This window comes from Burkholderia sp. EMB26, assembly GCF_024730645.1.
GTDB lineage: Bacteria > Pseudomonadota > Gammaproteobacteria > Burkholderiales > Burkholderiaceae > Burkholderia > Burkholderia cenocepacia.
In genome coordinates this window covers 877,471-897,506 of sequence record NZ_CP078072.1, presented here as the reverse complement: position 1 = coordinate 897,506, position 20,036 = coordinate 877,471, and the positions used below count along the sequence as shown (strand labels likewise).

Genomic DNA, 20,036 nt, shown 5'->3' with positions numbered 1-20,036 from the left:
ACGGACTGCGAATGAATATCAAGGATCGCGTTTTTCTGATTACCGGTGCCGGTTCCGGCCTCGGCGCCGCGGTGGCGCGCATGGTCGTCGCGCAGGGCGGCAAAGCCGTGCTGCTGGACGTCAATGACGAGGCGGGCACGAGCCTCGCGAACGAACTCGGCGCGGCCGCGCGCTTCGTGAAGACCGACGTGACGAGCGAAGCCGATGGTCAGGCAGCCGTCGCGGCCGCGCGCGACGCGTTCGGCCGCGTCGACGTGCTCGTCAACTGCGCGGGCGTCGCGCCGGGCGAGAAGGTCGTCGGCCGCGACGGCCCGCATTCGCTCGACCGCTTCGCGCGCGCGGTGTCGATCAATCTGGTCGGCACGTTCAACATGATCCGGCTGGCCGCCGAAGCGATGTCGAAGCAGGACGCCGACGCGGAAGGCGAGCGCGGCGTGATCGTCAATACCGCATCGGTCGCGGCGTTTGACGGGCAGATCGGACAGGCTGCGTATGCGGCGTCGAAGAGCGGCGTGGTGGGCATGACGCTGCCGATCGCACGCGAGCTCGCGCGCTTCGGCATTCGCGTCGTGACGGTCGCGCCCGGCATCTTCGCGACGCCGATGATGGCCGGCATGCCGCAGGACGTGCAGGACGCGCTCGGCAAGAGCGTGCCGTTCCCGCCGCGGCTCGGCCGCCCGGAAGAATTTGCGGCGCTGGTGCGCCACATCGCCGAGAACACGATGTTGAACGGCGAAGTTATCCGTCTCGATGGCGCGTTGCGCATGGCACCGCGCTGACACTGGAGGAAGCGAATCATGACGACTCAGGATCCGATCGTAATCGTGGGCGCGGCGCGCACGCCGATGGGCGGTTTTCAGGGCGACCTGGCGGCGGCCAGCGCGAGCGACCTTGGCGCGGTGGCGATTCGCGCCGCGCTCGAGCGCGCGAACGTGTCCGCCGAGCGCATCGACGAGATCGTGTTCGGCTGCGTGCTGCCGGCCGGCCAGGGCCAGGCGCCGGCGCGCCAGGCCGCGCTGAAGGCCGGGCTGCCGCTCGCCGCGGGTGCGACCACGGTCAACAAGATGTGCGGCTCCGGGATGAAGGCCGCGATGTTCGCGCACGACCTGCTGCTGGCGGGTTCGGCGGGCGTGGCCGTGGCGGGCGGGATGGAGAGCATGACGAATGCGCCGTACCTGCTGCCGAAGGCGCGCGCGGGCATGCGCATGGGTCATGGGCAGGTGCTCGACCACATGTTCCTCGACGGGCTCGAGGACGCGTATGAAAAGGGCCGCCTGATGGGTACCTTCGCCGAGGATTGCGCGCAGGCCTACCAGTTCACGCGCGAAGCGCAGGATGCGTTCGCGATTGCGTCGCTGACGCGGGCGCAGCGCGCGATCGCGGAAGGGCGTTTCGTGTCGGAAATCGCGCCGGTGACCGTGAAGGCCGGCAAGACGGAAAGCGTCGTGTCGATCGACGAGCAGCCGGGCAAGGCGAAACTCGACAAGATCCCGACGCTGAAGCCGGCGTTCCGCGACGGCGGCACGGTGACGGCCGCGAACGCCTCGTCGATTTCGGACGGCGCGGCCGCGCTCGTGATGATGCGTCGCTCGGAAGCCGAGCGCCTCGGCCTCACGCCGAAGGCCGTGATCGTCGGGCATTCGACTCATGCGGACAAGCCCGGCCTGTTCGCGACCGCGCCGATCGGCGCGCTGCGCAAGCTGTCGGAGAAAACCGGCTGGAACCTGCGCGACGTCGACCTGTTCGAGATCAACGAAGCGTTCGCGGTGGTGCCGATGGCCGCGATGCGCGACCTCGACCTGCCGCACGAGAAGGTCAACGTGCACGGCGGCGCATGCGCGCTCGGGCATCCGATCGGCGCATCGGGTGCGCGCGTGATGGTGACGCTGCTGGCCGCGCTCGAAACGTACGGCTTGAAGCGCGGCGTCGCATCGCTGTGCATCGGCGGCGGCGAAGCGACGGCCGTCGCGATCGAGCGCCTCGCGTAACGCGACGCATCGTTCGTCCGTCCGTGGCATCGCGGGCGGCGCGTATCGCACGGGACCTTCCGTGTGGTGCGCGCCGCCCGTTTTTATTTGGTTGATCGCCGTGTCGCGCTACGACTTCGCGTTCGGCGATACCGCGCCGCATGCGCGAATCACGAGTTGCACGACCTGTTCGGTCCTGTCGTCGAACGCCTTCTTCGTGAACGCGCGCTTGCCGCTCAGCGCGCGAATCTGCGCATCGAAATCCGCATAGTGCTGCGTGGTCGCCCAGATCAGGTACATCAGCGCATGCGGGTCGATCGGCGCGAGCAGTCCGCGCGCGATCCAGCCGTCGATCACGTTGATGCGCGCGTCGAACCACGGCTTCACGCGTTGCGACAGGATGTCCTGCATGTGTTCCGCGCCGTGGATGATCTCGTTGGCCCAGACCTTCGAGCCGAGCGGGCGCCGCTGCGACAGCGCCATCTTCGCGCGCACGTAGCTGCCGATCGCCTCCACCGGATCGTCGCCGGCCTCGAACGAGCCGGCCGCGCGATGCCAGTCCTCGAACAGGTCGTCGAGCACGCGGCGGTACAGCGCAAGCTTGGTCGGGAAGTAGTAGTGCACATTCGCCTTCGGCAGGCCCGCGCGCTCCGCGATCATCGCGGTGCTGGCGCCGGCGAGCCCGCGTTCCGCGAATACGGCTTCCGCGCACGCGAGCAGATGGGCTTCGTTGGACTCGCGAATGTGTGCCTTGCGTCGCCGCAAAGGCGCGGGCGTTTCGTCCCGGTCGGTGGCTTCGATCGCCGCCTCGTCATGTCTCATCGTGTCCCTCGCGCGGCGGCCATGCCGCGTTGGGCTTCATTCTAGCTGCTGATTCGCGTCGCGCGCACGCATCCGGATGCCGCGATTCCACCGCGATGCTGCGTTGCGGTGGCACGTTTCTCGCTCCATCGCGTCACGCAAGAAAGACGTTGCGCTGGTCATTTTGATCGTCTAAAACCTGTCCAATCGGACAGGATTTGCGCGTTTCGCGAATCGACGGGGACATGCACCGCATCCGGGCGGTGTGCCCTCGAAACAGGCATCACACGCACCGGCACAGACCGGGCTGACGACATCACCGACCCCACAGGAGCGATACGAATGAACGCGGTATCGGAAACAGTGAAGCGGGCAGCTTTCGACACGTCGATCAAGGTCGACGGCAAGCGGTTGTGGGACAGCCTGATGGAAGTCGCGAAAATCGGCGCGACGCCGAAAGGCGGCGTGTGCCGCCTCGCGCTGACCGATCTCGACAAGGCCGGCCGCGACCTGATCGTCGGCTGGGCGAAGGCGGCCGGCTGCACGGTGACGGTCGATACGATGGGCAACGTGTTCATGCGCCGCGCGGGCCGCGTGGCCGACGCCGCGCCGGTCGTCACGGGCTCGCACGCGGATTCGCAGCCGACCGGCGGACGCTTCGACGGCATCTACGGCGTGCTCGGCGGCCTCGAAGTGATTCGCAGTCTCAACGACCACGGCATCGAGACCGAGCATCCCGTCGAGGTCGTGATCTGGACCAATGAAGAGGGTTCGCGCTTCGCGCCCGCGATGGTCGCATCGGGCGTGTTCGCGGGCGTGTTCCCGCTCGAATACGGGCTGTCGCGCAAGGACGTCGACGGCAAGACGATCGGCGAGGAACTGGCGCGCATCGGTTATGCGGGCGACGTGCCGTGCGGCGGGCGCAAGCTGCACGCGGCGTTCGAGCTGCATATCGAGCAGGGGCCGATTCTCGAAGCGGAATGCAAGACGATCGGCGTCGTGACCGACGCGCAGGGGCAGCGCTGGTACGAGATCACGTTCACCGGCCAGGAAGCGCACGCGGGGCCGACGCCGATGCCGCGCCGCCGCGACGCGCTGCTCGGTGCGTCGCGCGTGGTCGATCTCGTCAACCGGATCGGCCTCGATCATGCGCCGTTCGGCTGTGCGACGGTCGGCATGATGCAGGTCCACCCGAACTCGCGCAACGTGATTCCGGGCCGCGTGTTCTTCACCGTCGATTTCCGTCATCCGGACGACGCCGTGCTCGCGAAGATGGATGCGGCGCTGCGCGACGGCGTCGCGCGCATCGCGGCCGACATCGGGCTCGACACCGAGCTCGAGCAGATTTTCTACTACAAGCCGGTCGCGTTCGATCCTGCGTGTGTGGCGGCCGTGCGCGGCGCGGCCGACCGCTTCGGCTATTCGCATCGCGACATCGTGTCGGGCGCGGGCCACGACGCGTGCTATCTCGCGCAGGTCGCGCCGACGTCGATGGTGTTCGTGCCCTGCGTCGACGGCATCAGCCACAACGAGATCGAGGACGCGACGCCCGCATGGATCGAGGCCGGCGCGAACGTGCTGCTGCACGCGATGCTGTCGCGCGCATGCGAGCCGGCTTCATGATGGATCGGCCGTAGCAGCCGCGAGGCTGCCTGTCGTCAGAAATTTGCATGCCTAAGCATGACCGCCCCGACTGTGCATTCGCAGCCGGCGGGGACGGCTTTGTCTCCACCCAGCCGAAGGAACGCGTATGACCACCCAGCCAACCGGCGATATCGCCGCGCATCGCCTGTCGTCCACGCAACTCTCGTGCGAATTCGCCGATATCGCGCCGCTGCTCGATCCGACCGCGGCGGCGGCCGCCGCGAGCCGCTGCCATTACTGCTACGACGCACCGTGCGTGCACGCGTGCCCGACGCAGATCGACATTCCGAGCTTCATCCGCAAGATCGGCAACGGCAACCTGAAAGGCGCCGCGACCGACATCCTGTCCGCGAATCCGCTCGGCGGGATGTGCGCACGTGTGTGCCCGACCGAGATCCTCTGTGAAGGCGCTTGTGTGCGCAACCATCAGGATGCGCAGCCGGTCGCGATCGGCGCGCTGCAGCGGCATGCGACCGACTGGGCGATGCAGACCGGCGCGGTGCAGTTCCGGCGCGCGCCGGAGACGGGCCGCCATGTGGCGGTGGTCGGCGCGGGGCCGGCCGGGCTCGCGTGCGCGCACCGGCTCGCGCTCGCCGGGCATCGTGTCACGCTGTTCGACGCGCGTCCGAAGGCCGGCGGCCTCAACGAATACGGGATCGCCGCGTACAAGACCGTCGACGATTTCGCGCAACGCGAGGTCGAGTGGCTGCTGTCGGTGGGCGGCATCACGCTGAAAACCGGTGCGGCGCTCGGACGCGACGTGACGCTCGATGCGCTGCGCGAGCAGCACGACGCGGTATTCCTCGCGATGGGGCTCGGTGGCGTGCGCGCGCTCGCGATCGACGGCGAGCAACTGGGCGGCGTGATGAACGCGGTCGATTTCATCGCGCAGGTGCGGCAGGCCGACGCGCTCGCGAACGTGCCGGTCGGGCGGCGCGTGGTCGTGATCGGCGGCGGCAATACGGCGATCGATGCGGCGGTGCAGAGCCGCAAGCTCGGCGCCGAGCGCGTGACGATGGTGTACCGGCGCGGCGTGGACGCGATGAGCGCGACGTGGGCCGAGCGCGAGTTCGCGCAGAAGAGCGGCGTCACGCTCGTCACGCACGCGAAGCCGGTGCGTATCGCGGGCACGGACGGGCAGGTGACGGGCGTCGAATTCGAGGGCGCATCGGGCGAGCGCTTCACCATCGATGCGGACATGGTGCTGAAGGCGATCGGCCAGACGCTCGTGCCGGACGGCATCGCGGCCACGTTGCTGACTTCGGACCGCACGCGGATCGCGGTCGATGCGGACGGGCGCACGGCGCTGCCGGACGTGTGGGCCGGCGGCGACTGCGCGGCGACCGACGGCATCGATCTCACGGTGCAGGCCGTGCAGGACGGCAAGCGCGCGGCCGCGTCGATCGACGCGACGCTCGCCGCGCGCGACGCGAAGGCGGCCTGAACGCGCGGCGTCCCGCCGGCACACCGAACACGATCCCATTCTCACGGAGCCGAACATGGCCGATCTTCGCTGCACCATCGCAGGCATCACTTCGCCGAATCCCTTCTGGCTGGCGTCCGCGCCACCGACCGACAAGGCCTACAACGTCAATCGCGCATTCGAGGCGGGCTGGGGCGGCGTCGTCTGGAAGACGCTCGGGCTCGACCCGCACGTCGTCAACGTCAGTTCGCGCTACGGCGCCGTGCAGTGGAACGGCCAGCGCATCGCGGGGTTGAACAACATCGAGCTGATCACCGATCGTCCGCTCGACGTGAACCTGAGAGAGATCGCGCAGGTGAAGCGCGACTGGCCGGACCGCGCGCTGATCGTGTCGCTGATGGTGCCGTGCAACGAGCGCGACTGGAAATGGATCCTGCCGCTCGTCGAGGATACCGGGGCCGACGCGGTCGAGCTCAACTTCGGTTGCCCGCACGGGATGAGCGAGCGCGGGATGGGCGCGGCGGTCGGGCAGGTGCCTGAATACGTCGAGATGGTCACGCGCTGGGTGAAGGAGGGCACGAAGCTGCCGTGCCTCGTGAAGCTCACACCGAACATCAGCGACATCCGGATGGGCTCGCGCGCTGCGTACAAGGGCGGCGCGGACGGCGTGTCGCTGATCAACACGATCAACTCGATCGTCGCGGTCGATCTCGACCACATGGCGCCGATGCCGACCGTCGACGGCAAGGGCACGCACGGCGGCTATTGCGGGCCGGCGGTCAAGCCGATCGCGCTGAACATGGTCGCGGAAATCGCCCGCGACCCGGAAACGCCGGACCTGCCGATCTCGGGCATCGGCGGCATCTCGTCATGGCGCGACGCGGCCGAGTTCATGGTGCTCGGCGCCGGCAGCGTGCAGGTGTGCACCGCCGCGATGCATTACGGCTTCCGGATCGTGTCGGATCTCGCCGACGGGCTGTCGAACTGGATGGACGAGAAGGGCTACGCGACGCTCGACGACATCCGCGGCCGCGCGGTGCCGAACGTCACCGACTGGAAATACCTGAACCTGAAGTACGACATCAAGGCGCGCATCGACCAGGACCGCTGCATCCAGTGCGGGCTGTGCCATATCGCGTGCGAGGACACCTCGCACCAGGCGATCACGGCGACGAAGGACGGCGTGCGGCATTTCGAAGTGGTCGATTCGGCGTGCGTCGGGTGCAATCTTTGCATGCATGTGTGTCCGGTCGAGCAATGCATCACGATGGAGCGCGTCGATTCGGGCGACTACGCGAACTGGACCACGCATCCGAATAATCCGGCGAGCGTGGAGGCGGGGGCGGGTGCAGGCGCGGCGGCACCGGAGAAGCACGCGAAGAAGGCTGCCTGACCGGCGTCCGGCGAGGAGGGTCATCCTGCATCGCCGCCTTTCGTTCCACCCGGGCCGGCATCGCACGATGCCGGCGTTGACGTTTTCGTGGAGTGTGTTCGATGAATCACGCAGCGAATCCCGCCGATCCCGACAGCGCCGCGGCGCACGGCGGCAGCCTGTACAACGACGATCTCGCGCCGACGACGCCGGCGCAGCGCACGTGGAAGTGGTACCACTTCGCGGCGCTGTGGGTCGGGATGGTGATGAACATCGCGTCGTACATGCTCGCGGCCGGGCTGATCCAGGAAGGCATGTCGCCGTGGCAGGCGGTGATGACGGTGCTGCTCGGGAACCTGATCGTGCTCGTGCCGATGCTGCTGATCGGCCATGCGGGCGCGAAGCACGGGATTCCGTACGCGGTGCTCGTGCGCGCGTCGTTCGGCACGCAGGGCGCGAAGCTGCCGGCGCTGTTGCGCGCGATCGTCGCCTGCGGCTGGTACGGCATCCAGACCTGGCTCGGCGGCAGCGCGATCTACACGCTGCTGAACATCCTGACCGGCAATGCGCTGCACGGCGCGGCGCTGCCGCTCGTCGGCATCTCGTTCGGGCAACTCGCGTGCTTCCTCGTGTTCTGGGCGCTGCAGCTGTACTTCATCTGGCACGGCACCGATTCGATCCGCTGGCTCGAAAGCTGGTCCGCGCCGATCAAGGTCGTGATGTGCGTGGCGCTCGTGTGGTGGGCGACGTCGAAGGCGGGCGGGTTCGGCTCGATGCTGTCGGCGCCGTCGCAGTTCGCGGCAGGCGGCAAGAAGGCCGGGCTGTTCTGGGCGACCTTCTGGCCGGGCCTGACCGCGATGGTCGGCTTCTGGGCGACGCTCGCGCTGAACATTCCGGATTTCACGCGCTTCGCGCATTCGCAGCGCGACCAGATGATCGGGCAGTCGATCGGGCTGCCGCTGCCGATGGCGCTGCTGTCGGTGGTGTCGGTCGTCGTGACGTCGGCAACCGTCGTGATCTACGGCAACGCGATCTGGGATCCGATCGACCTGACGAGCCGGATGACGGGCATCGGCGTCGGCATCGCGCTCGTGATCCTCACGCTCGACACGATGTGCTGCAACCTCGCCGCGAATCTCGTCGGCCCCGCGTACGACTTCTCGAGCCTGTGGCCGAAGGCGATCTCGTACCGCACGGGCGGGATGATCACCGCGACGATCGCGATCGCGATGATGCCGTGGAAGATCCTCGCGACGACGGACGGCTATATCTTCACCTGGCTCGTCGGCTATTCGGCGTTGCTCGGGCCGGTCGCGGGCATCCTGATGGTCGACTACTTCCTGATTCGCGGCACGCAGCTCGACACGCGTGCGCTGTTCGACGAGGCCGGCGGCTTCAGCTACGCGCGCGGCTGGAACCCGGCCGCGCTGGTCGCGCTCGCGGTCGGCGTGCTGCCGAACCTGCCGGGCTTCCTGCATACCGCGTTTCCCGCGTCGTTCCCGAACGTGCCGGCGTTCTTCAACACGCTTTACACGTACGCGTGGTTCGTCGGCCTCGTGCTGGCGTCGGGCGTGTACGGCACCTGGATGAAGTGGCGCGCCGGACAGCGCGCGCAGATCGCGAGCGCATGACGCGCGAGCCGGCTTCGACTCGCACGCGGCATGCGGCACCCGACAGTCAACGAGGAGGCAAGCAAATGGCAATCCTGATTCGTGGCGGCACCGTGGTCGATGCAGACCGTTCCTATCGCGCGGACGTGCTCTGCGCGGACCCGCAGGACGGCGGCACGATCCTGCAGATCGCGGAGCAGATCGATGCGCCGGCCGGCGCGACCGTCGTCGACGCGCACGACCAGTACGTGATGCCGGGCGGCATCGATCCGCATACGCACATGGAGTTGCCGTTCATGGGCACGCGGGCGAGCGACGATTTCTACTCGGGCACGGCCGCCGGGCTGGCGGGCGGCACGACGAGCATCATCGACTTCGTGATTCCGAGCCCGAAGCAGCCGCTGATGGAGGCATTCCACGAATGGCGCGGCTGGGCCGAGAAATCGGCTTCCGATTACGGCTTTCACGTGGCCGTGACGTGGTGGGACGACAGCGTGCACCGCGACATGGGCACGCTCGTGCGCGAGCATGGCGTGTCGAGCTTCAAGCACTTCATGGCGTACAAGAACGCGATCATGGCCGACGACGAGATCCTCGTGAACAGCTTCACGCGTTCGCTCGAACTCGGCGCGCTGCCGACCGTGCACGCGGAGAACGGCGAGCTCGTGTTCCAGCTGCAAAAGGCGCTGCTCGCGCGCGGGATGACGGGGCCGGAGGCGCATCCGCTGTCGCGGCCGCCGGAGGTGGAAGGCGAGGCCGCGAACCGCGCGATCCGCATCGCGCAGGTGCTCGGCGTGCCCGTGTATATCGTGCACGTGTCGGCGAAGGATGCGGTCGACGTGATCACGCGCGCGCGCAGCGAAGGGCTGCGCGTGTTCGGCGAAGTGCTGCCGGGCCACCTGGTGATCGACGAGGCCGTCTATCGCGATCCGGACTGGACGCGCGCGGCGGCCCACGTGATGAGCCCGCCGTTCCGCTCCGCCGAGCATCGCGAGGCGCTGTGGCGCGGGCTGCAGTCGGGGCAGCTGCATACGACGGCGACCGATCACTGCGTGTTCTGCGCATCGCAGAAGGCGATGGGCCGCAACGATTTCACGAAGATCCCGAACGGCTGCGGCGGCGTCGAGGATCGCATGTCGGTGCTGTGGCATCACGGCGTGAATCATGGCCGCATCACGCCGAACGAGTTCGTGCGGATCACGTCGACGAACGCCGCGCAGATCTTCAACCTGTATCCGCGCAAGGGCGCCGTGCAGGTCGGCGCCGATGCCGACCTCGTCGTATGGGACCCGGCCGCGACGAAGACGATCTCGGTGAACACGCATCACCAGCAGGTCGACTTCAACGTGTTCGAGGGGATGACCGTGCAGGGCGTCGCGACGCACACGCTCACGCGCGGCGCACTCGCCTGGGCCGACGGTGAATTGCGCGCGGTGCGCGGCGCGGGCCGTTACCTGAAGCGCCCGCCCGGTGCCGGCTACTACGAGGCCGCGCGGATCGCGAACCGGCTGCGCGAACCCCATCCGGTCGAACGCGCGGGTTGAGCGATGCGTAGCAGGCGGGGCGTGCCCGTTCGAACGGCGCGCCCCGCGCGCGTTTTCACGAGGTAGGTAGAACAACTGATCAAGTCGTCGAAGCACGAAAAAAGAAACGATCGACGCCATTGGTCGCGGCGATTTTGGCGACGTTGCCGGCGTGCATATCGAGCGAGTAACATCCACCAACCCGATCACGCGGGTCGCGGGCACGGGCCGCCCGCCGGACAGTTCAAATAGTGAGAAAGGAGCACAAGGTGGATATTCTGCGCAGTCTCCTCGGTATGCTGTTTCTGTTGCTGGTCGCGTATCTGCTGTCGAACAACCGCCGCGCGGTCAGTGGGCGGACCATGATCGCCGCGCTGCTCACGCAGTTCGCGATCGGCGCGCTCGTGCTGTTCGTGCCGTCGGGTCGCGCGGCGCTGGCCGCGGCCGCGAACGGCGTCAACCGCGTGCTCGACATGGGCAATCACGGCATCGCGTTCGTGTTCGGTGGTCTGGTCGACGCACGGATGTTCCAGTTGTTCGGCGACGGCGGGTTCGTGTTCGGCCTGCGCGTGCTGCCGATGATCATCTTCGTCACCGCGCTGATCTCGGTGCTGTACTACATCGGCGTGATGAAGTGGATCGTCGCGATCCTCGGTGCGGGGCTCGCCAAGGTGCTGGGCGTGAGCCGCATCGAGGCGTGTTCGGCCGTCGCGACGATCTTCCTCGGGCAAAGCGAGATGCCCGCGCTCGTGAAGCCGTTCGTGCGCAACATGACGAGCGCCGAGATCTTCACGGTGATGGCGAGCGGGATGGCATCGGTCGCGGGCTCGGTGCTGGTCGGATATGCCGGCCTCGGCGTGAAGATGGAGTACCTGCTCGCCGCGTCGTTCATGGCGGTGCCGGGCGGGCTGCTGTTCGGCAAGCTGCTGTTTCCGACCGTCGAACCGAGCCGCGTGGTGGTCGACGGTCTGGATTTCGACGACAAGCGCGCCGCCAACGTGATCGAGGCGGCCGCCTCCGGTGCATCGGTCGGGCTGCGCATCGCGATCAACGTCGGCGCGATGCTGATCGCGTTCGTCGGGCTCATCGCGCTGATGAACCTGATCGTCGGTGGCGCGGCCGCGTTCGTGGGCTTTCCGCACGTCACGCTGGTCGGCATCATCGGCCACCTGTTCGCGCCGCTCGCGTGGATCATCGGCGTGCCGTGGCACGATGCGGCGCTGGCCGGCAACTTCATCGGCGAGAAGCTGATCTTCAACGAATTCGTCGCGTACGGCGACCTGTCGCCGTACCTGAAGGGCGGCGCGCATGCGGCGGCGGCCGGCCTGCAGGTGCTCGACCCGAAGACGCTCGCGATCGTGTCGTTCGCGCTGTGCGGCTTCGCGAACTTCTCGTCGATCGCGATTCTCGCCGGCGGCTTCAGCGCGGTCGCGCCCGAGCGCCGCTCGGACGTCGCGCGCCTCGGCTTGCGCGCGCTGACGGCGGCGACGCTGTCGAACCTGATGAGCGCGGCGATTGCCGGCCTGTTTTTCTCGCTGCATTGACAGTAGACTCCGACCGATCGAAGCGAGGCAACGATGTTTCTACCGCAGGAATTCATTCGCAGGAAGCGCGACGGGCAGCCGCTCGATCGCGACGGGATGGCCGCGTTCGTGCGCGGCGTGACCGACGGCAGCGTGACCGAGGGCCAGGTGGCCGCGTTCGCGATGGCCGTGTATTTCAACGACCTGAGCACCGACGAGCGCGTCGCGCTGACGCTCGCGCAGCGCGATTCGGGCGACGTGCTCGACTGGCGCGCGCTCGATCTCGACGGGCCGGTGATCGACAAGCATTCGACGGGCGGCGTCGGCGACGTCGTGTCGCTGATGCTCGGGCCGATGGTGGCCGCGTGCGGCGGCTACGTGCCGATGATCTCGGGGCGCGGGCTCGGTCACACCGGCGGCACGCTCGACAAGCTCAGCGCGATTCCCGGTTACGACGTGATGCCCGCCACGGACGCGTTTCGTCGCACGGTGCGCGAGGTCGGCGTCGCGATCATCGGGCAGACCGCGCGGCTCGCGCCGGCCGACAAGCGCATCTATGCGATCCGCGACGTGACGGCGACCGTCGAATCGGTCGCGATGATCACCGCGTCGATCCTGTCGAAGAAACTCGCGGCCGGGCTCGACGGGCTCGTGATGGACGTCAAGGTCGGCTCCGGCGCGTTCATGCCGACCGCGGAGAAATCGGCGGAACTGGCCCGCAGCATCGTCGACGTCGGCAACGGCGCCGGCATGAAGACGACTGCGATCCTCACCGACATGAACCAGTCGCTCGCGCCGTGCGCGGGCAACGCGCTCGAGGTTGCGTGCGCGATCGACTACCTGACCGGCAAGTCGCGTCCCGCGCGGTTGCACGACGTGACGATGGCGTTGTCGGCCGAGTTGCTCGTGACCGGCGGGCTGGCGCGCGACGTCGGCCACGCGCGCGAGAAGCTGCAGCAGGCGCTCGATTCGGGCGCGGCGGCCGAGCGTTTCGCGCGCATGGTCGTCGCGCTCGGTGGCCCCGCCGACCTGCTCGACGCGCCCGCACGGCATCTGGCGCGCGCGGCGGTGATCGTGCCGGTTCCGGCGCCCGCGAGCGGCGTGGTGCAGCGCGTCGATTGCCGCGCGCTCGGGCTGGCGGTGGTCGCGCTCGGCGGCGGCCGTACGCGCGCGGAGGATGCGATCGACGTCAGCGTCGGCCTGTCGGCGCTCGTGGAGATCGGGCAACGCGTCGAAGCGGGCGAGCCGCTCGGTTTCGTGCACGCCCGTGACGAAGCGACCGCGGCGCATGCGGCGGACGCGATTCGCCGCGGCTACGTGCTCGGCGACACGGGCGAAGTGCCGCCGACCCTTTACCAGCGGGTCGACTGACCCTGCTCCCGGAGGCCTCACCACGATGGAACGAGACGAACTGATCGAACAGGCGAAGGCGGCGCGCGAGCGCGCGTATGCGCCGTACTCGCGCTTCAAGGTCGGCGCGGCGCTGCAGGCGCGCGACGGCACGGTTTTCCACGGCTGCAACGTCGAGAACGCGTCGTACGGACTGTGCAATTGCGCGGAACGCACGGCGTTGTTCGCGGCGATCGCCGCCGGCTATCGGCCCGGGGATTTCGCGCGGCTCGCGGTCGTCGGCGACACGGACGGCCCGATCGCGCCGTGCGGCGCGTGTCGTCAGGTGATCATCGAGATCGGCAAGCCCGACATCGAAGTGATCCTGACCAACCTGAAAGGGGCCGTCGAGATCACGACGGCCCGCGCGTTGCTGCCGGGCGCGTTCATGCTGTAACCACACGCGCCGCGGCGAGATGCGCGCGTCGCCTCATGCGCTGTCACGCGCGTCGCGGATCGGGATCACGGTGCGCGCGCCGCACTGGCGCAGCAGGTCGCGCAGCTCGTTGATGACCGGGAACACCTCGTGATTCCAGTCGGCGCCCTGCTGGTCATGCGCTTCCTGCTCTCGTTCGACGATCCAGCGATCCTCGCGGAAGATGCGCTCGGTGAACCATACGAGCAGCGGCCACGCGAGATCGAGCGCGAACGGGATGCCGGGCTTGTGGATCGACAGCAGCCCGAACGTGCGGTTGGTGCGCTGCTCGGCGTCGAGCGGCACGTAGACGATCCACAGGTCCATCACGAGCGTGCCTTCGCTCGACCGGATCCGCAGCGTCTGGTACGGATACTCGGTGCGCACCGTCATCACGCTCTTGTTGGCCTGGTCGCCGGGCTTCTTGCTCGAACCGAACACGAGCGCCTCGCCGACCGGCTGCTTGCCTTCCATCCGCGCGAACGTGTAGTCGACCTCGACCCAGTCGTCGCCGCGGCGGCGGCCCACGGAGCGTGCGCGCATCTGGCCCATCTGCTTGCGGTGCAGGAACTGATGGTTCATGTCCATCAGGTTCTCGTGCATGAACGAATAGTGGCACTTGACTTCGCGGCCGAAGCGGCGTGTCTTGAACGCTCGATCGTCCGCCGATTCGAGCGCGGGGAACGGCCGTGCCTCGGCGAGCGTGGCGTCTCCCGGGAACACGAAGATCAGCCCGTGCGCCTCGCGGCACGGATACGCGCGCACGCCGTTGGGCAAGCGTTCGCGGCCGAGGTAGGGCACGTCGACACAGCGGCCGCTGTCGCACGCGTAGGTCCAGCCGTGATAGCAGCAGCGCAGCGTTTCGCCGCTCACGACGCCTGCGTGCAGCGGCACCTGGCGGTGCGCGCAACGATCTTCGAGCGCATACACGGCGCCCGATTCGGTGCGCACGAGCACGATCGGATCGCCGGCGAAGCGCACGCCGAGCGTCTTGCCGCGCTTGAGCTCGCGCGACCACGCGAGCGGGTACCAGTGATCGGGGTGAATGGGCACGCGGCGCAGGTCGCGCACGACCGCGCCGGTGGACGGTTCTTCGAGGGTATTGCTGTCAGGCAAAGGCACTGCGCGCATGCGTGACGCCTCCTGGCTGGGCGGGTGGTCCGGATGCCGCATCATGCGGCGAGGATCAGGAGAAGTCTACGCGAAGTTGCCGGCCGCGGCGGACACGATGCGGGTTTGCCCCGGCGTCGCGTCCGCCGATTCGTTGATGCGGCGCAAAGCGGCCTCTGCCGGCGCCTGGCGTGGCGGGCCGGCCCGGCCCGGCCCGGCTGTGCGGCGGGCGGCCTCCCGTCGCGCGGCAGGGTGAGTGACCCGCGGCTCACAAGCGCGCTTCGCGCCACAGCACCGCGTCGGCACGGTACAGCGCCGGGAAGCGCTGCTTCAGCCCGGCGACCTTCGGCAGATCGTTGAACGCGATATACGGCGCATCCGGATGCAGTTCGAGGTAGTTCTGATGATAGGCCTCGGCCGAATAGAACCCCTTGTAGGCTTCCACGCGCGTGACCACGGGCGCCGGAAACACATGCGCGCTGCCGAGCTGCGCGATGTACGCGGTCGCGACCGCGCGTTGCTGTGCGGTGGTCGGGAAGATCGCGGACCGGTACTGCGAGCCTTCGTCGGGGCCTTGCCGGTTCAGTTGGGTCGGGTCGTGCGCGACCGAGAAGAACACCTGCAGCAGCCGGCCGTACGTGATCTGCGTCGGGTCGTAGACGATCCGCACCGATTCCGCGTGCCCCGTCAGCCCCGAGCCGACGAGCGCGTAGTGCGCGGTTTCGGACGCGCCGCCCGCATAGCCAGCGGTGACCTGCTTCACGCCCTTCACGTGTTCGAACACGCCCTGTACGCCCCAGAAGCAGCCGCCGGCGAGCACGGCCGTTTCGTCGTGCGACGCGCCGGGCGTTTCGTCGAGCGTTGCTGCGGGCACGGTGCGCATCGGCTCCGCGGAATTGACGATGCGCTGGTAGCCGAACACGGCGGCGGCTGCCACGGCAACGGCGCCGATGCGGCGCAGCATGGTCGCGCGCCGTCGTGCGGCGGCATCGTGGGTCGGGATCGGGATCATCTCTTGCTCCTTCGGACTGCGTTGAAAAAAGCCGATGCTCGGAGGGCGGTGGCGCGAGCAATCAACCGAACGTGAACGCGTACGCATCGACGCCCGGATCGAGGAACTCGATCGCGAACGTGCGATCGGCGATCGCGCCCGGCTGCCGGACGAGCTGGTACAGACGCTGGTCGGTGACGGTGCCGTAGCCTTGCGCATCGACGTCGGCGCCATGCGCGGCCCCGGGCGCCGCGCCGTCGAGCGTCACCCGAAAGCGCACGGGCCGGCCGTTCGCACCGGGGCCGAGCACGAGGTGCAGGTCGCGCGCATGGAAGCGGTAGACGATCCGGCCATCCGGTGCGGCCAGCGACGCGCGTTCGGCGCCGACGTTCCACGTGCCCGCGAGACCCCAGCCGTTGAGATCCGGGCTGCCCGGCGCGTCGTAGCGGTGCGCCGCGTCGCGCACGACGCCGCCCGGCGACGCGAAGCTTTCCGCGCGCGCATAGCCGACATAGGTTTCGGGCGAACGGACGTCCGCGCTGTCGGCGGCGGCGAGCGCACCCTTCGCGGGCGCGCCGGCGAGCCCGAGCGGCACGTTCAGCGCGTCCGGATGGCCGGCTTCGGCGAGCAGCGACTGGATCGCGCGTTCGGACTGTGCGTATTCGCCTTCGCCGAAGTGGTGATGGCGGATCCGCCCTTGCGCGTCGATGAAGTAGTGCGCGGGCCAGTATTCGTTGTTGAATGCGCGCCAGATCGCATAGCCGTTGTCGATCGCGACCGGGTAGTCGATGCCGAGGTCGTGCACGGCCTTCTTCACGTTGCCGATGTCGCGCTCGAACGCGAACTCCGGCGCGTGCACGCCGATCACGACGAGTCCGTACGGCGCGTACTTGCGTGCCCAGGCGGTCGTGTACGGCAGCGTGCGCAGGCAGTTGATGCACGAATACGTCCAGAAATCGACCAGCACGACCTTGCCGCGCAGGCCGGCCGCCGTCAGCGGCGGCGAGTTCAGCCACTGCACCGCGCCGTCGAGCGACGGCAGCGTACCTTCGACGGGCAGCGCGGCCGCGGTCGCGCCGGCCGCGCGCATCATCGCGCTGCCGGCCATTGCAGCGCCGCCGGCCTGCGCGCCATCCGTCGCGGCGGCCATCATCGCGCCGCCCGTCGCGTTGTCGGCGGCGCCGGTCGCCGGCGTTGCCGCCGGCGCGCCGTTCGAGCGCCCGCCGAGGCGGTCGACGAGCTTCGTTTCGAGCCCGCCGGTGGTGACGGTCGACAGCTGCGCCAGGGCGCCGGTGTCGAGGCCGAGCGCGATCGCGCCGACACCGGCCAGCAGCGCCGCGCCGATCCCGCGCCGGATCCATTCGCCGGCGCCGAGCGAGCGCTTCATCGCGGCGAACACCTTGCCGCCGATCACGAGCGCGACGCCGAGCGAGGTCGCCGCGCCGGCCGCATACGCGACGAGCAGCAGCGTCGTGCCGACGCTCGCGCCGCGCAATGCGGCGCCGGTCAGCACGAGACCGAGGATCGGGCCCGCGCACGGCGCCCACAGCAGGCCCGTCGCGACGCCGAGCAGCAGCGACGACGCCGGGCCGGCCGGGCGGCCGTCGCGTTGTGCGAATCCGGTGAGCCGGTTGCCGGCGGCGACCAGCGGGCGCGTCAGGTGTTCCGCGAAGCGCGGCATCAGCAGCGTCAGGCCGAACACCGCGAGCAGCACGATCGCGATCCAGCGGCCGGCCTGGTTGGCCTGCGCGACCCAGCCGCCGCCGACGGCGGCGAGCGTCGCGACGACGGCGAACGTGAGCGCCATGCCGGCGAGCAGCGGCAGGCCGGTGCGCACGAACGGCTGGTCGGCGCGCGCGAACACGAACGGCAGCACGGGCAGGATGCACGGGCTCAGGATCGTGAGCACGCCGCCGAGATAGGCAAGGACGATGAGCAGCATGATGCGTTCTCCAGTCGGTCGGGGGGCCGGATCAGGCGGCAGCCGGGTGGAAGGCGAGCGCGACGCCGTTCATGCAGTAGCGCAGGCCGGTCGGCGCCGGGCCGTCGTCGAACACATGGCCGAGATGGCCGCCGCAGCGGCGGCAGTGCACTTCGGTGCGGACCATCCCGAACGACGCGTCGGTGTCGGTGCCGACCGCGTGGTCGAGCGGTTTCCAGAAGCTCGGCCAGCCCGTATGGCTGTCGAACTTGGTGGCCGACGAGAACAGCGCGAGGTCGCAGCCGGCGCACGCGAACGTGCCGGGTCGGTGCTCGGCGTTCAGCGGGCTGCTGTACGGCCGCTCGGTGCCGGCTTCGCGCAGGACCGTGTATTGGGCGGGCGTGAGCCGGCGATGCCATTCGGCGTCGCTGAGCGTGATCTCGAACGGGGCGGCCTTGGGCGAGCCGGCGGGCGGCGCGGCGAGCGCGCGGCCGACCAGCGCGCGGCGGCCGGCGGACGACAGCGCCGCGAGCGCGGCGAGACCGGTGGCGCCGGCGAACAGCAGATGTCTGCGGGTGGGCATGATGGGCTCCTGGAAGCAGGTCCTGAAAACATGCGCCTATCGTAGGCAGCGGCCGGTGTCGAAGTCCTCACGGAAAGTTAAATGAATTGTGATTATTTTCCGGGTGTTCCGGCCAAGTCCGGTGAAATCCATCAAAGCCCCGTCTGACAAGGGTTTGCAGGGTATTCGTGGTCCGTCCACTTCCGCGGAAATCCCGCACGAGCCGCAACTTTTTAGTGTCTTTTTAGTGTTCGTGGTGTGGGGCAGGCTCTGCTTGGGATGCACGAGCCGACCCGATGACGAAATCAATGGAGGGCGATCATGGGTGCACTGACGGTCAGGCAAATCGAAGCCGCAAGGGCGACCGGAAAGCGGTATTTCCTGTCGGATGGGCGTGGACTGTTCCTGCGTGTCGGCCCGGCCGGCGGAAAGATCTGGTTTGTTCGCGCCAGCATCAACGGCAAGCCGCTCGGCAAGGCGTGGGCACGCTCGACCACAGATGCGCAGCTGTTCCTCGAGGATGCACGCGCAGCGGCGGCGACGATTCGTTCACAAGCGCACGACGGTGTGGACTATCTCGAAGCGAAGAAGCGTGAATGCCAGGCGAGGGTTTAAAAAGGCGGCGATGGCGGACCTCACGTTCGGCGACTTATTCGACGCGTGGTTCGCGACCATCAACAAGAAGCGCGGCAAGAAAGGCCGGAAGGATGGCGGTAAGTCGCTTCGAAGTGCGATGGAAAAACATATGCTGCCGTCTCTCCGTACATACAGGATCGCAGGCGTGTTTGCGTCGAACGTTCTGCCGCTGCTTACCGCGATTTCCGACGGGGGACACAACCGGCAAGCGGTCGAGATGTTGATCACGATCCAGCAAATGATTCGGTGGGGCGAACGAAATCAGCCGTGGAAGCGATTGCTGATCGATTGCGATGTGCTCGCGCTTGCAAAAGAGGATGTCGTTTCAGGTGATTACGACCCGGTGCGTGGCAATGAGCGTAACCGGACGCTTACGGACGACGAAATCCGACTACTCGGTGACCTGATTCCAGCCGTGCGGCTTCCACGTTCCATTGAGTCAGCGGTATGGGTGATGCTTGCGTGCGGAACACGCGTCGGCGAAACGCTCCTGACGCGCTGGACCGATCTCGACTTCAAGGCACGGACGTGGACAATTCCAAAGGAACGCACGAAGTCGAACGCGGCGATCACGATTCATCTGTCCGATTTCGTTCTTGCACAGTTTGCAGCGCAGCAGGTCGTGCGCGCCGGCATGCCTGAAGGCGACGCACGCCGCGAATATGTGTTTCCGTCGGAGAAGGGCAAACTTCCGCACGTCAGTATTCATACGACCTGCGGGGCGATCCATGACCGGCAACGCCCGAAGGATGCACCTACCGAAGGCCGCACAAGGGCAACCGATGCGCTCACAGTCCCGGGTGGCCAATGGAAATGTCATGACCTGCGCCGGACGTGCGCAACGATGATGCAGTCGCTCGGCATCGCAGAAAGCATCGTGCATCGATGCTTGAACCACGCGCGCAATGATCCGCTTGATCGAATCTATTTGCAGTTCGACTATGACGCGCAGATGCGCGATGCGTGGCGGCGATGGGGCGACCGTTTGTCGGTATTGCTTGGCACGAGTACAGAAAACGTACGCTTTCTGTTCGCGCCGTAGTCGGGGAGCGTTTCTCCGCAGAGGGAAGAGGGAATATGTAACCCTGATAATACGAGTTATCACGGTTAAAGGTGCCCGAGAATCGACGGGGATGCCGTGCTTCATTC

Annotated in this window: 17 protein-coding genes; 12 read left to right on the top strand and 5 right to left on the bottom strand. The window is 67.9% G+C overall.

Annotated features, from left to right (window positions below):
- The first annotated feature begins 11 nt into the window (after positions 1 to 11).
- Both KU887_RS34350 and KU887_RS34345 read left to right on the top strand, forming a co-directional pair.
- Positions 12 to 779, top strand: coding sequence for a 3-hydroxyacyl-CoA dehydrogenase (locus tag KU887_RS34350; protein WP_006483642.1), 768 nt, complete (start codon positions 12 to 14; stop codon positions 777 to 779).
- 18 nt (positions 780 to 797) lie between these two features.
- On the top strand, positions 798 to 1,988 hold the full coding sequence (locus KU887_RS34345; RefSeq protein WP_034203774.1) for an acetyl-CoA C-acetyltransferase: 1,191 nt from the start codon (positions 798 to 800) through the stop codon (positions 1,986 to 1,988).
- Positions 1,989 to 2,096: 108 nt separating this feature from the next.
- On the opposite strand, the gene KU887_RS34340 is transcribed toward KU887_RS34345, so the two are convergent.
- Positions 2,097 to 2,789, bottom strand: a complete 693-nt coding sequence (locus KU887_RS34340) for a TetR/AcrR family transcriptional regulator (protein WP_006485720.1) — start codon at positions 2,787 to 2,789, stop codon at positions 2,097 to 2,099.
- A gap of 321 nt (positions 2,790 to 3,110) precedes the next feature.
- Between KU887_RS34340 and KU887_RS34335 the strand changes: the two genes are divergently transcribed.
- The 8 genes from KU887_RS34335 (at position 3,111) to KU887_RS34300 (ending at position 13,649) form a co-directional block, all read left to right on the top strand.
- Complete coding sequence (locus tag KU887_RS34335) at positions 3,111 to 4,391, top strand: Zn-dependent hydrolase (RefSeq protein WP_006498608.1); 1,281 nt, start codon at positions 3,111 to 3,113, stop codon at positions 4,389 to 4,391.
- A gap of 127 nt (positions 4,392 to 4,518) precedes the next feature.
- Positions 4,519 to 5,856: an NAD(P)-dependent oxidoreductase gene (locus KU887_RS34330; protein ID WP_200064159.1), complete on the top strand. Its 1,338-nt coding sequence runs from the start codon at positions 4,519 to 4,521 to the stop codon at positions 5,854 to 5,856.
- Positions 5,857 to 5,911: 55 nt separating this feature from the next.
- Positions 5,912 to 7,228: an NAD-dependent dihydropyrimidine dehydrogenase subunit PreA gene (gene preA / locus KU887_RS34325; RefSeq protein WP_077057117.1), complete on the top strand. Its 1,317-nt coding sequence runs from the start codon at positions 5,912 to 5,914 to the stop codon at positions 7,226 to 7,228.
- Between the two features lie 101 nt (positions 7,229 to 7,329).
- On the top strand, positions 7,330 to 8,838 hold the full coding sequence (locus KU887_RS34320; protein ID WP_006498605.1) for an NCS1 family nucleobase:cation symporter-1: 1,509 nt from the start codon (positions 7,330 to 7,332) through the stop codon (positions 8,836 to 8,838).
- A gap of 65 nt (positions 8,839 to 8,903) precedes the next feature.
- Positions 8,904 to 10,361: a dihydropyrimidinase gene (gene hydA / locus KU887_RS34315; protein WP_006485639.1), complete on the top strand. Its 1,458-nt coding sequence runs from the start codon at positions 8,904 to 8,906 to the stop codon at positions 10,359 to 10,361.
- Positions 10,362 to 10,609: 248 nt separating this feature from the next.
- Positions 10,610 to 11,884, top strand: coding sequence for a NupC/NupG family nucleoside CNT transporter (locus KU887_RS34310; RefSeq protein ID WP_258258649.1), 1,275 nt, complete (start codon positions 10,610 to 10,612; stop codon positions 11,882 to 11,884).
- A gap of 33 nt (positions 11,885 to 11,917) precedes the next feature.
- The gene (gene deoA / locus KU887_RS34305; RefSeq protein WP_048985674.1) at positions 11,918 to 13,234 is read left to right on the top strand and encodes a thymidine phosphorylase; all 1,317 of its coding nucleotides are present in this window, start codon (positions 11,918 to 11,920) and stop codon (positions 13,232 to 13,234) included.
- Between the two features lie 25 nt (positions 13,235 to 13,259).
- On the top strand, positions 13,260 to 13,649 hold the full coding sequence (locus KU887_RS34300; protein ID WP_006485641.1) for a cytidine deaminase: 390 nt from the start codon (positions 13,260 to 13,262) through the stop codon (positions 13,647 to 13,649).
- A gap of 33 nt (positions 13,650 to 13,682) precedes the next feature.
- Here the strand turns inward: KU887_RS34300 and KU887_RS34295 are convergent, their stop codons facing one another.
- The 4 genes from KU887_RS34295 to msrB all read right to left on the bottom strand — a co-directional run bounded on the left by KU887_RS34295 (position 13,683) and on the right by msrB (position 18,272).
- Positions 13,683 to 14,798: an aromatic ring-hydroxylating dioxygenase subunit alpha gene (locus tag KU887_RS34295; RefSeq protein ID WP_034203766.1), complete on the bottom strand. Its 1,116-nt coding sequence runs from the start codon at positions 14,796 to 14,798 to the stop codon at positions 13,683 to 13,685.
- Positions 14,799 to 15,045: 247 nt separating this feature from the next.
- Positions 15,046 to 15,789, bottom strand: coding sequence for a peptide-methionine (S)-S-oxide reductase MsrA (msrA, locus tag KU887_RS34290; protein ID WP_212137234.1), 744 nt, complete (start codon positions 15,787 to 15,789; stop codon positions 15,046 to 15,048).
- A 61-nt stretch (positions 15,790 to 15,850) separates the two neighbouring features.
- Positions 15,851 to 17,710 carry a cytochrome c biogenesis protein DipZ gene (locus KU887_RS34285; protein WP_258258646.1) on the bottom strand — a complete coding sequence of 620 codons (1,860 nt, stop codon included), beginning with the start codon at positions 17,708 to 17,710 and terminating at the stop codon, positions 15,851 to 15,853.
- Positions 17,711 to 17,741: 31 nt separating this feature from the next.
- The gene (gene msrB / locus KU887_RS34280) at positions 17,742 to 18,272 is read right to left on the bottom strand and encodes a peptide-methionine (R)-S-oxide reductase MsrB (RefSeq protein WP_058903762.1); all 531 of its coding nucleotides are present in this window, start codon (positions 18,270 to 18,272) and stop codon (positions 17,742 to 17,744) included.
- Between the two features lie 300 nt (positions 18,273 to 18,572).
- Between msrB and KU887_RS34275 the strand changes: the two genes are divergently transcribed.
- Positions 18,573 to 18,866, top strand: coding sequence for an Arm DNA-binding domain-containing protein (locus tag KU887_RS34275; RefSeq protein WP_059721205.1), 294 nt, complete (start codon positions 18,573 to 18,575; stop codon positions 18,864 to 18,866).
- A 10-nt stretch (positions 18,867 to 18,876) separates the two neighbouring features.
- Positions 18,877 to 19,929 (top strand): site-specific integrase, encoded by a 1,053-nt coding sequence (locus KU887_RS34270; RefSeq protein ID WP_171984116.1) that lies wholly within the window; start codon positions 18,877 to 18,879, stop codon positions 19,927 to 19,929.
- The last annotated feature ends 107 nt before the right edge of the window (positions 19,930 to 20,036 follow it).